General features: G+C 36.0%; 8 protein-coding genes. 4 read left to right on the forward strand and 4 right to left on the reverse strand.

All coding sequences use genetic code 11. The features are described from left to right. Positions 1-5: 5 nt before the first annotated feature. The 4 genes from Q0050_RS02080 to Q0050_RS02095 all read right to left on the reverse strand — a co-directional run bounded on the left by Q0050_RS02080 (position 6) and on the right by Q0050_RS02095 (position 5,390). Positions 6-971, reverse strand: a complete 966-nt coding sequence (locus Q0050_RS02080; protein WP_298392186.1) for a glycoside hydrolase family 5 protein — start codon at positions 969-971, stop codon at positions 6-8. Between the two features lie 119 nt (positions 972-1,090). Beyond that, on the reverse strand, positions 1,091-2,275 hold the full coding sequence (locus Q0050_RS02085; protein ID WP_298392188.1) for a glycosidase: 1,185 nt from the start codon (positions 2,273-2,275) through the stop codon (positions 1,091-1,093). A gap of 28 nt (positions 2,276-2,303) precedes the next feature. Continuing rightward, entirely contained in the window at positions 2,304-4,229 is a 1,926-nt protein-coding gene (locus Q0050_RS02090; protein ID WP_298392190.1) for a sodium:solute symporter family protein, read from the reverse strand. A 27-nt stretch (positions 4,230-4,256) separates the two neighbouring features. After that, positions 4,257-5,390 (reverse strand): glycoside hydrolase family 26 protein, encoded by a 1,134-nt coding sequence (locus tag Q0050_RS02095; protein ID WP_298392192.1) that lies wholly within the window; start codon positions 5,388-5,390, stop codon positions 4,257-4,259. Positions 5,391-5,621: 231 nt separating this feature from the next. On the opposite strand from Q0050_RS02095, the gene Q0050_RS02100 reads away from it, so the two are divergent. The 4 genes from Q0050_RS02100 (at position 5,622) to Q0050_RS02115 (ending at position 12,604) form a co-directional block, all read left to right on the forward strand. Beyond that, positions 5,622-6,500 carry an AraC family transcriptional regulator gene (locus Q0050_RS02100; RefSeq protein WP_298392194.1) on the forward strand — a complete coding sequence of 293 codons (879 nt, stop codon included), beginning with the start codon at positions 5,622-5,624 and terminating at the stop codon, positions 6,498-6,500. 244 nt (positions 6,501-6,744) lie between these two features. Beyond that, complete coding sequence (locus Q0050_RS02105) at positions 6,745-9,933, forward strand: TonB-dependent receptor (protein WP_298392195.1); 3,189 nt, start codon at positions 6,745-6,747, stop codon at positions 9,931-9,933. A 17-nt stretch (positions 9,934-9,950) separates the two neighbouring features. Next, on the forward strand, positions 9,951-11,528 hold the full coding sequence (locus tag Q0050_RS02110; RefSeq protein WP_298392197.1) for a RagB/SusD family nutrient uptake outer membrane protein: 1,578 nt from the start codon (positions 9,951-9,953) through the stop codon (positions 11,526-11,528). A 17-nt stretch (positions 11,529-11,545) separates the two neighbouring features. Beyond that, positions 11,546-12,604, forward strand: a complete 1,059-nt coding sequence (locus tag Q0050_RS02115) for an IPT/TIG domain-containing protein (RefSeq protein WP_298392199.1) — start codon at positions 11,546-11,548, stop codon at positions 12,602-12,604. The last annotated feature ends 10 nt before the right edge of the window (positions 12,605-12,614 follow it).

Below are 12,614 nucleotides of genomic sequence, written 5' to 3' on the forward strand. Positions count from 1 at the left end.
TTATTTTAATTTGATTTCAATGAACCGTCTTGGTTATAAGCTTTCAAATATTCTCTGGTTTTTGTTCCTGATTCCTTTAAATCAGATGCTTTCCAATTTCCTGTTGCCGATGCACCTTTCTTTAAAACAGAACACGTTTCGTCTTTATCGGAAACCGACCAAGTAACCCAGCTTATTTTGTTTTTATCCATCCAATCGATGAATTTTTGCCATTCTTCATAATCCATTGCGGCATCGCCACTAGCTTCCATTCCTGCACATTCTGACACGAAAGTTGGAAGTCCTTTTTTGATGGCTTCATCAGTTCGATCACGCAACCATTGTTTGTGTGTCCCAGCATAAAAATGCATCGTGTACATTACATTTGTAACGTTCTTTATCGGATTTTCAGCAGGCAAATTCACGTCTTGATCCCAATGCGGCGAACCAACAAGGATAATATTATCTGCATCATTTTTACGAATGGTAGCAATCACTTCTTCAGAATACGCTTTTACTTCTTCCCAAGATTCTTGGTCAGGTTCGTTGACTACTTCGTAAATTACATTGGGAAACTTGCCGTACTTTTTAGACATTCTATCAAAGAAATCTTTGGCTTCTTTTAGGTTCAAATTGTGACTATGCCAATCGATAATTACGTAGATATCATTTGCAATAGCAGCATCAACAACATCGGTAATTAATTTTTCAGATGCTTGTGGGTTTTGCAAATAACCATTGTCGGGTTCAACGCCTAAAGCTGCTCGAACTACAGTACAATTCCAATCCTTTTTCAACCATTTTACGGTTTTTTTATTATAAAATGAAGGATGAAAACAGCTCCAACCATAACTCATTCCGTGAAGCACAATTGGGTTTCCTTTTTGGTTGCACAATTGCGTGCCAATAACTTGAAGGTTACCATTGTTTTTTACTACTTGAGCGTTTACAAAAGCAGTGGTGAGTAGTAAAATTAATAGAAGCCTTTTCATCGTAATATAATTTTATTTGAAAACATAGAGATAAAACACGTTGTTTTGAACCATTAAGAAATTAAGATACATTAAGTTGTTAGATATATCTTGATGAACTTTATTTTCTTACTAGATTTTTAAATCGATTTATTTCTTTCAATTAAATCGAGTATTGTATTTACTGAACCGGCAGAAGTAAATTTATCTTCTGGTGAATTCATAGCGTAATCTACTAATTTTTCAATAGTAGAAGTTGCTACGTGCATTCTCGTATCTGAAGAAGCGTAATACACAAAAACGGTTCCGTTATCGTCGGCAATCCATCCATTTGAAAATAAAACATTGGAAACATCGCCCACACGTTCGTCGTTTTCTGGCGCCATAAAATGTCCGGCTGGCGTGTGAATTACTTTAGAAATATCATTCAAATCGGTCATAAAAACATACAAAGTATAACGCAAACCTGCAGCGGTATTTCGAACACCGTGTGCCAGATGCAACCAACCTTTATCGGTTTTGATTGGCGCTGGACCAAGTCCGTTTTTAAGTTCATAAATAGTATGATACACTTTTCCGAAGATGATTTGTTCGTCTTTTACAATTGGACTTTCCATAGTGTCAATGTAGCCCAAACCAATGCCACCACCATTTCCTACATCAATAAATCCGTCTTGCGGACGCGTGTAAATGGCATATTTCCCGTTAACGAATTCTGGATGAAGCACTACATTTCTTTGCTGACCTGTGTTGGAAACCAAATCAGGCAAACGTTCAAAATTTATTAAATCTTTGGTACGCACTAAACCAGCATTAGCAATTGCTGTACTTGTATCGGATTTTGGAGCGCTTGGATCTTTTCTTTCGGTACAAAAAATGCCGTAAATCCAACCGTCTTCGTGTTGCACCAAACGCATATCGTAGGCATTCGTATCTGGATTTCCTTCAATTTGTGGAATCACACAAGGTTTGTCCCAAAACTGAAAATTGTCAATACCATTCGGGCTTTCAGCCATTGCAAAAAATGATTTTCTGTCATTACCTTCCACACGAAGACATAAAACGTATTTACCATTGAATTTTATTGCTCCAGCGTTGAATGTGGCATTAAAACCAATACGTTCTAAACCAAGCGGATTGGTTTCGGCATTAAAATCATAACGCCAATGTAACGGAACGTGTTTAGCAGTTACAACAGGATTGGTATATCGTGAATAAATGCCATTATTTTCTGAAACTGGACTATTGGGTTGTTGAATAAACTCCAAATGACTAGTTGTTAAAGCGTCAAAATTGTGAATTTTGGTTATGTTTTCCGTGATCATACGCTGCGTATTATATTATAAATTTATTTTAAAAATCAGTTAATCGGTTCCACCAAGTGCGTCGCATTACAAGCGCAATGACTACAAATAATCCGAAGACAATGCCAAGTGCAAACCATCTAGACAGGATTAAATACATCGGAACTAAGGTGAGTAAAATTTGACCCGTAATGCCCAAAAAGACATTGAACATATTGAGTTTGAAATTTTTATTTTTTTCTAAAGTTGGATCTTCTTGCAGTAATTCATCGTGAATTGGTTTCCAAAATCCCCACGGACGCACGTTTTTATAGAACGTATGCAAGACTGCTTTTTCTGTTGGTGGCGCGGCATACGAACCTAAAACGCAAGCAATCAATTGAATTACGATAAAAACTGGAAAGAAATACAACATTCGAGTGCCGTCAAAATAGGTTGTGATTCCAGAAACGGATAAGGCTGGAGGAATGGCACTGGCAATGATTCCGAATAACATTCCGTAGAAATATCCGTTGGCATTGAAACGCCACCAATACCATTTCAAGACATTCGCACAAACGAATCCGCCATACAAACCAGCGGTAATGATATTGAAAATCATATTGACGTCTTTGATTAAAAGTCCTAAACCAACGCCAAGAAGCACCATCACAATTCCAGACAGATAACCCATATTGATGATTTGCTTTCTATCAGCTGTTGGATTGAAATATTTAAGATAAATATCGTTTACAATATAAGCTTGACCCGCATTTAAGGTTCCTGAGAAGTTACTCATAAAGGCTCCAAGAAAACCTGCAAGTACCAATCCAACCAATCCTACTGGAAGGTATTTATTGATTACAGCTGGCATTATGCTTTCAAAATTTATCCCATCAGCATTTTGAGAAAGAGCCAAATCTTTAAAATATAAAATGCCTAAAATACACAATCCCATTACCATAAAATATCGGATTGGAAGCAAAATGATAGAAATAAATCCGCTCATTTTACTAGCTTCTTCTGGCGATTTGGTACTTAAAATTTTCTGACAATCATAGTTTGGTGCTGGTCCAGCTAAAGATTTTAAAACTCCAGAAAAGAACATCATACTTACAATGGCAGAAAATAATTTATATCCGTCAGATTCTAATTTTTTAGTAGCTTCTGGCAAAATGGTGCTCCAATCCAAACCCAATTCTTTTCCAAAGATTGGATTGTCCCAACCTAGTGGCATTCTATCGGTAATGACTATCCCTGAATTGGACAAATGGTGCATCGCAATAGTTCCAACAAAAATCGAACACACAATCATAATCATGTATTTGATAAAATCGGCAAGAACAATTCCGTGCATTCCACCTACAATACTATAAAACGTAGCCACAATACAAATAGAAACACCATAAAATTGTGCCGTGGTATTTTTGGCTTCGATTAAAGCTGATGCGTATTCAGGACTTCCAATAGTAAAGTTTTCCATATGAACATCTAGAAAAGGTACTACTTCTTTAATCGTTTCATAAGGAATAAAAATCTCAAGGAACTCTCCTACTCCAACAAAAGCATAAGCCATATAACCAATGCAAAGCATCAATGCAAAAACAACCACAATAGCGTGACTTTGTTTAACTCCTTTATCTGACAATCCGAAACGGGTTCCGAGCCATTCAGCACCAGTTGTAGCATTACTTCTTCGCAACCATTTACTTAAGAAAACCATCAAAAATACTTGATTAAAAACCGGCCACATCCACGGAATCCAAATACTTTTGAATCCATAAAGAAAAGCCATACTTACCAAAAGCATCGTTCCTGAAATATCAAACATATCACTGGCATCACTCAACCCAAGCATGTACCAAGGTAGTTTTTTTCCACCCATTAAGTAATTGTCTTTGCTTTTCTTGGCTTTGTTTTTCATTACTAAACCAATGACAATCATCATGATAAAGTATAAGGCGATTATAATTAAATCTATATTAGATAGTTTCATTACTGCTGTTTATTGGGGTTTATGGGTTTATTTATAAAGTTGTACTGGTGTAACATCATTCTGAAAAAGGGTTTGCTTTAAATTAAAAAAATCTACAAAATCTTTTTCATTCGGATGTCCTTTGAAAGGTACATAGTAGTGCATTTTCTTTTCATTTTCTTGCCAACCGTGATTTCTCCAAGCTAGAACAAAAGAGATCTTGTAAGTTCCAATGGATTCCATTAAAGTTTTGGTCCAAAATTTATCGTAGGGTATTTGCTCATAACCCGTTTCTGCAAAAGCAATAATCTTATTTTGCTCTTTGGCAATTGTATCCATTATTCCGAATAACTTCAAATTATTTTCTACAAAAGAGTGGTCTTTGGTTGGATCGTTATATTCATAATTATCAAAACTTAAAATATCAGCATAACCTTCACCTGGATAATATTCTAGATAGTCTTCACGTGTCGACACCATTGAGGTATTGTAAACATAAATCAAATTATGAACACCTTTAGATTTGTAATAATCTACCGTAAACTTCCAAACTTCTTTAAACTGCTCTGGTGTAGCATTATTTTTACACCACCAAAACCAGTTGCCTGTTAATTCGTGAAACGGTCGATACAATATCGGAATAGCTTTTCCGTCACTTCCCTTTAGCGACAAAAAGAATTTAACCGAATTATCTAACCAAGATTTATAGAGTTCGTGTTTAGCACCATTTGGTAGTATCGAAGCAAAGGAATTTGGAGTAATATCCCAAGCATTTTTTCCGGTAAGCGGATTGTCCATATGCCAACTTATAGTACTTACACCACCACGATCGTAAATTTCTTTAATCCATTGCTTCATTTTAACAAACGGTACGCCATCTATATCTTTATCCGACTTGTGTTCGGTACCACCTAAATCCCAACCATATACTGCTGGATAAGCACCAGTAACGTCTTTTACATCACTTCGTCCTTCTTCATACTTCCAATTAACTCCATAAGCCAACGCATCTTGATGACCAACCATAAACCCTCTGTCTTTTAAGTTATGCAGATTGGCATACAATTTTTGAGTTTCTTTAGTAGCCGATGCGTCAACCATTTTCAAATTTGTAGTCGATTGCGCCTTACAAGAAACGTTTGCAAAAAGTATTGATAGTGATAGTAATAATGTTAATCTCATCCGTAGGGTTTTGTTTTTATCAATTAGAAATCAAAGTTATACAAAATTTACATTTTGATGTTTTGTTATAAATTATAAGAATTTCGCAATTTTTAATCGATTTTATTTTAGTATCAAAAAAAAATCAACGCTTATTTTTCTTAAAGTTCAAAGATAGTTTTGTTAATTGATCAACAATAGTATTATTTTATCATTTTTATATCATATAATTGCACATTAAATAAAAAAGATATGAAAGATATAACAAAATTTCATCGAGAAATTACTCCTTTAACTAAAGGCGACAGCTTCTTAGTATTTGATCGCGTCAAAGATAATTTTGATTTTCCAATACATTACCATCCAGAATACGAAATTAATTTCATTAAAAACGGAAAAGGTGTTCGCCGTATAGTTGGTGATCATATTGAAGAAATTGACGATATCGAATTGGTTCTTGTCGGGCCTAACTTATACCACGGATGGGAATTAAATACTTGCAAAAGCAAAAAAATACACGAAATAACAATCCAATTCCACAGTGATTTATTCGATGAAGATTTGCTTTCGCGACGCATAATGAGCTCTATTAAAGAAATGTTCAACCGCTCGATTCACGGCATTTTGTTTTCAAAAAAAACGGCCAACGACTTGCAAGAACGCATTTCCAGACTATCGCGTTTAGAAGGTATGGATTACTTTTTAGAAATTGTTTCTATCCTGCAAGATATGGCTAATTCCCGCAATCAAAGGCTTTTATCTACTTATACTATTGATTATGACAAATTTGAAGACGACGACAAAATGAAATTAGTTTATGAATTTGTTCAAAAGAATTTTGCAGAAAAAATATCACTAGATGATGTGTCTGATGTAGCAATGATGAGCGCAGTTTCATTCAACCGATTTATAAAAAAACGCACCGGAAAGACTTTTGTGAATTACTTAAACGACATCAGAGTGGGTTATGCTGCAAGATGGTTGGTCGAGAAGGATTTAAGTATTTCTGAAATAGCATTCAAATCGGGTTTCAACAATATTGCCAATTTCAATCGCATTTTTAAGAGCATCAAAAAAACAACACCTAGTCAATACCGTGAAGATTTTTATGGAATGAAACGCTTCCTTTAATAGTGGCATATCATACAACCTCTAAAAGAACCACTAGCAATAATACAATTTTATCAATTTTTATTAAAAAAGTTACGAAAACGATAGCGGAAATAGTAGAATGAAATGATAAAATAATATTAACTTTAAATTAACAACTCTTCTAAATTTGTTTTTCATAATAATTATACTATAAAATTATACAAAGTGAAATTTTATTCAGTATTTATTATGAATTTACTAATCTTAACAAAACTAATTAATTATGAGGGATTTACTTTATTATCTCACTCAATGGACACACAAAAAGAATAAGATGCTGCTATTACTTTTTTTGGGTGCCATTTCATTATCAAATGCACAAAATGTTACCGTTACTGGAACGGTTGCTGACAACAAAGGAACAACTTTGCCTGGTGTAAACGTTAAAGTAAAAGGCGCAGCAACATCGACATCAACTACAATGGATGGTAACTACTCCATTCAAGTAGAAAAAAATGCAGTATTACAATTTAGTTTTATCGGCTTTGAAACCAAAGAAGTTAGTGTAAACGGCAAAAAACAAATCAATGTAGTGCTTTCTGAAAATGCAGAAACACTTAAAGAAGTGGTGTTAATTGGGTACGGTTCGCAAAAAAGAAACGACCTGAACTCTTCTATTTCTTCAATCAAAACGAAAGATATTGAAAATTTAAAACAAGTTTCTGTAGACCAAATGCTTCAAGGTAAAGTATCTGGTGTATCGGTAACCAATAACAGTGGTCAACCTGGCGGTGCAGTTTCTATAAGAGTAAGAGGAACTACTTCTATAAATGGAACCAACGAACCGCTTTATATTATAGATGGTGTTCCTGTTTCTGGTGATGCTACTGGTAGAGCAACAAGTGGCCGACCTGTTGCGGGTAACGACTTCTCTGCTAACGGAAACAGCGGTAACAATGCCGTGAGTCCGCTTTCAATGATTAACCCCAATGATATTCAGTCTATAGATATTCTTAAAGATGCTTCTGCAACTGCTATCTACGGTTCTAGAGGTGCTAACGGAGTAATCATCATCACAACCAAATCTGGTAAAAAAGGAACTGGAAAAATTGCTTATGAAGGCTTTACCTCAGTACAATCCATCTTCAAAACATTGGATGTATTTAACTTGCAACAATATGCACAACATCAAAATCAATTAGCAGCTTTATTTGGTGCTGTACCGCGTCCGGAATTCGCTCACCCAGAATTATTAGGTTCTGGAACCGATTGGCAAGACGAAGTATACAGAATTGCAATGGCTAAAAGTCATCAAATTTCATTTTCTGGTGCTAAAGATGGCACGAACTACTATTTATCTACTGGATTCTTAGACCAAGAAGGAACACTCCTAGGTTCGGGTTACAAAAGATATACCATGCGTTTGAACTTAGATTCTAAAGTAAAGGATTGGCTTAAAGTGGGTACCAACGTCAATACTGGAGTTACCAATGAAAAAATAACTATTAATCAAAGTTATGGTGGATTAATTAGCAATACATTATTGCAAGCGCCAGATATCCCGATTCGAAACAGCGATGGTTCGTTTGCAGCGCCTCTTGATGGTCAAACAGGTGGTGTGTACTTCAACCCAGTTGCAGAAGCTTTGACTAAAAAGAACAAACTTGTGAGAAAAAACTTTTTAGGGAATCTATATGCTGAAGCAAGTATTCTTAAAGGATTAAAATACAGACTGGAAGTAAGTGCAAATACCGAATTCAATGAAAATACCGAATTTGCTCCTTCTTATAATTTTGGTTCGCAGTTTAACCTTACGGCTGACTTAAACGAACGCAGACAAAATTGGTATTCAACCAACTTAAAAAACTTGTTGACTTATGACTTTGCTATCAAAAACCATAAGTTCACTTTATTGGCCGGACAAGAGTCAAATGATGCGCACTGGGAAGGAATCTTGGTCAGCGCACAAGGATTTCAAACCAATGACATTTATACTTTAAATCTTGCAACTCCAGCCAATACAACGGCAACAGGATACAAAGGAAGTCAATCTTTATCGTCGTTATTTGGTCGTTTGCTTTATGATTTTAATGACCGTTACAGTTTCTCTGCCTCGATTCGTGAAGATATTTCTTCTAAATTTGATCCAGCTACTAACAACCAAAAAGGAGTGTTTTCATCATTTGCAGCTTCATGGAAACTGTCTAATGAAGCGTTTATGGCAAACACTAAAAAATACATTGATAACATCAAATTCAGAGTCGGATACGGTACCACAGGTAACCAACAAATTGGAAACAATTTATATACGGCTTTGTTAAACCAGCAAAACTCGGGCTTGGGTTCAGGATTCCTCGTGTCTAACATTCCAAATCCTGATTTGACTTGGGAATCATTGGTACAAACTAACTTAGGATTGGATTTTACTTTATTCGATTCAAGATTGTCAGTAAATGTGGATTTGTATAATAAAAAATCTAAGGACTTCTTATTCCAAGTTCCGCTTCCGTTGTACCTTACAGGTGGTGGTTCTCAATATGGTGGAATTTCAGCGCCTTACTCTAATTTAGGAGAAATGCAAAACAGAGGTTACGACATTACTGTAGGATACAATACTAAAGGAACAGGTAACTTTTCTTATAATTCGTCGCTTGTATTCTCGCACTACAAAAATGAGTTGCTTTCAATCAAAGACGGACTTCCATTAACACAAGAAGTAAACACTAATGGTTTTCAACCTGTAGTAGTTACGAACACTGTCGTTGGAAATCCAATCGGAATGTTTTATGGTTATGTTACAGAAGGTATTTTCAACGATTTAACTACTTTAAATAATGCGCCTTTACAATTCGGACAATCAGTCGGACCATTGGCAGGGCAAACCTATTTGGGTGATATCAAATATAAAGATGTTAATGGCGATGGAAAAATCGACCAAAATGACAAAACATTCATTGGTAACCCACATCCTAAATTTACTTTTGGTTTTACCAATAATTTCAAATACAAATACTTTGATTTATCAGTATTCTGTCAAGGTTCTTACGGAAATGATATCTTGAATTTAACTAGAAGAAATGGTACTCTAAACGGAAGTTTATTCCAAAACCAATTGGTGGAAGCTTTAAATTATTGGACGCCAACGAATACCAATACCGACATTCCAAGACCTATCGGAAATACAAGTAACACCAACATCCTTATTTCTGACCGCTACGTTGAAGATGGTTCTTACCTTAGAATTCAAAACATAACTTTCGGATTTACTTTACCTCAAGAGGTGGTGTCTAAAGTTAAAATGTCAAGAGTTAGATTATACGGAAGTGTTCAAAACTTATACACGTTTACAAAATACACAGGATATGACCCTGAAATTGGTTCGTTCAATCAAAACCCACTTCTTACCGGAATTGATAACGGTAGATATCCTTCGCCTAGAACATATTCAGTAGGAGTTAACATAGAATTTTAAATATAAAAAAAATGAAAATGAAAAATTTATTTACCAAATACAAATTGCTAACTGTTGCATTTGTAGTGTTAGTATTTAGTTCTTGTCAAGAAGAATTTACCGATAGACCACCAGAGGATGCTATCAGTTTAGACGCTTACTATAGCTCTAACGAACAAGTGATGTCGGCAACCAACGGATTGTATAGCAGAACTTGGTTTCAATTTAATAACAAATTCTTTTATGCTATTGCCGAAGTAGGTTCTGGAAACATGTATACCAACTCAAGCGACGTAAACGCAATGAGAACTTTTTCGCTAACAGGCAGTGATCCCGAACTTGTTAATGGTTGGAGTGCACTATGGGCAAATGTCGCACAAGCAAACTCGATCATCAATTTCCTTCCGGACAGAGTTGGTCCTGCTGTAAGTGCAGATGTTTTAAACAATACGGTTGGGGAAGCTTATTTTATGAGAGCAACGGCTTACTTCTATTTAGTAAGATTATGGGGTGCTGTGCCAATCATCGAAAACAACCTTGACTATGCAAGTAGTCCAATAATCAATACCAACAGAGTACAAGACATTTATACTTTAATAGAAAACGATTATTTAAAAGCGGCGGATTTACTTGCTGCTAAAGTAAGAACAGCTAATTATACGGCTAATGGTCGTGTGTCTAAAGGTTCTGCTAAGTCTATGTTGGCTAAAGTATACTTATACCAACAAAAATACTTGTTGGCTAAAACTATGGCTGAAGAGGTTATTAGCAGTGGTGAATTCAAACTTTTAGGTGGTCCAATGTTGCCAACAAAATCTTTTGGTGACTTGTTTTCTTATACGAACAACAACAACGAAGAATCAATCTTTGCACTACAATGGAAAGGCGACGGAAACTATGGCTCGGCCAACAACTGTAACACGCAGTTTGGTATTAGCAACGGAACCATTTCTACTTCAAATGCTTCTTATGGTGGTGTTTTTGCTCCTTCGCAGGACATTATGAATGCTTACAGTGCTGGTGATTTGAGAAGAAAACAAACGATCATGCTACCTGGTGATACATATCCTGAAATCAAAGTGGCTCCAAGTGGTGGTACGTTGGTCGTACCTGCAGCAGGTCTTATTGGCGGACAAGGTGCTGGATCTGCTATCAAAAAATATTGTATTGGTGTGGTAAATGGTGCAGCAACCGGACCAGCAGACAACTGGGCAATGATGGACAACAACACTTACATTATGCGCTATGCTGATTTACTTTTAATTCACGCGGAGGCGACATTGGCAGGAGCAGCAAGTACTTCTGATGCATCGGCTTTAGCTTCTATCAATGCTGTTAGAAACAGAGCAGGTCTTAGTAACCTAACCTCTTTCACATTCAATGATATCTTAAGAGAAAGACGTTTAGAACTTTGCTTTGAAGGTGACTATTGGTTTGATTTAGGTAGAATTCCAAGAGCACAAGCCATCGCAATTATGTCGGCACAAAACAGAGGAAATCAATTTGGAGCAGAATATTACACGCCAGAAGAAGGCGACTTCTTAATTGACTATCCAGACAATGAGGTGGCTAAAAATCCACTTTTACTACAACCTCCTGTTCCTTATAATTTTTAATTAAAACCTATTAAAATATGAAAAATTTTAAATTCAAAAGCATACTAAAATTATTGGTTGTTTCGCTGGCTACATCTTTATTTTTAGCATGTAGTAATAACGATGACGAAAGCGGCAGCACGGCGCCACCAGTCATCAACAGCGTTGCAGCCTCGGTTAATCCCGATGGTTCTCCTTCTGATTTAACACCAATTACACAAGGTTTTGCGAATAACCTTTACATCATTAGAGGTTCGGGCTTTAAAACCACTAAAAAAATCTACTTCAACGAAAAAGACACGTATTTCAATCCTAATTTGGTGACCGATACAGAAATTTTCGTAACAGTTGATATTAATACGCCTTATGCGAATGCTACAGACCAACTAAAAGTAGTAACGGAATACGGAACGGCTACTTTCGGATTTGTAATTGCGCCACCAGCTCCAGTTTTAGGTAGCTATAATCCAATCAATGCAGCAGCAGGAAGCACAGTGACGATTTATGGTAACTTCTTTTTGAACCCAACGGTACGATTTGGAACAACAAATGCTACAGTGCTTTCAAGTTCTTTGACGCAAATTCAAGTGCAAGTACCTGCAGGCGCTACTAATCAATACGTGACAGTAACAACTATTTCGGGTTCTAGCACAAGTACGCAAGCTGTAGGAACCGCTATTTATGATGATACCGCTGCTCCTTTTGTTGAAAATTATTTAGGTCCTTGGGACGGAAGTGGTTTTGTAGTAGATACCGATGTGAAAATTCAAGGAGAAAGTTCTATCAGAGCACAATTTACTGGATATACAGGCTTCAAATTTCCAATGTATGGAACGCCTGTAGCAACAGCTGGGTATTCTGGAATCAGAGTGTCTTTTAAAAGTACCAAAGAAACGGGTAAATTCAAAGTGGTTATCAACAATAATTATGGTGCTGGAAAAGAAATTACTTTTGACAGCAACTGGAAATCATTCGTTATTCCGTTCTCGGAGTTAGGTGGTGCGCCAGCTTTTATTAACGAAATTGTTTTTCAAGAATTCAACAACGATGGCGGTGATAAATTATACATCGACGATGTTGGTTTTGTATTAAATTAAATTTGAGTTT

Source organism: Flavobacterium sp. (assembly GCF_027483985.1).
In the GTDB taxonomy this organism is placed as follows: domain Bacteria; phylum Bacteroidota; class Bacteroidia; order Flavobacteriales; family Flavobacteriaceae; genus Flavobacterium.

Excerpts from the sequence above, each read along its gene's own strand:
- Q0050_RS02080 (WP_298392186.1), bottom strand. The coding sequence starts at position 971 with ATGAAAAGGCTTCTATTAATTTTACTACTCACCACTGCTTTTGTAAAC.
- Q0050_RS02085 (WP_298392188.1), bottom strand. The coding sequence starts at position 2,275 with ATGATCACGGAAAACATAACCAAAATTCACAATTTTGACGCTTTAACA.
- Q0050_RS02090 (WP_298392190.1), bottom strand. The coding sequence starts at position 4,229 with ATGAAACTATCTAATATAGATTTAATTATAATCGCCTTATACTTTATC.
- Q0050_RS02095 (WP_298392192.1), bottom strand. The coding sequence starts at position 5,390 with ATGAGATTAACATTATTACTATCACTATCAATACTTTTTGCAAACGTT.
- Q0050_RS02100 (WP_298392194.1), top strand. The coding sequence starts at position 5,622 with ATGAAAGATATAACAAAATTTCATCGAGAAATTACTCCTTTAACTAAA.
- Q0050_RS02105 (WP_298392195.1), top strand. The coding sequence starts at position 6,745 with ATGAGGGATTTACTTTATTATCTCACTCAATGGACACACAAAAAGAAT.
- Q0050_RS02110 (WP_298392197.1), top strand. The coding sequence starts at position 9,951 with ATGAAAAATTTATTTACCAAATACAAATTGCTAACTGTTGCATTTGTA.
- Q0050_RS02115 (WP_298392199.1), top strand. The coding sequence starts at position 11,546 with ATGAAAAATTTTAAATTCAAAAGCATACTAAAATTATTGGTTGTTTCG.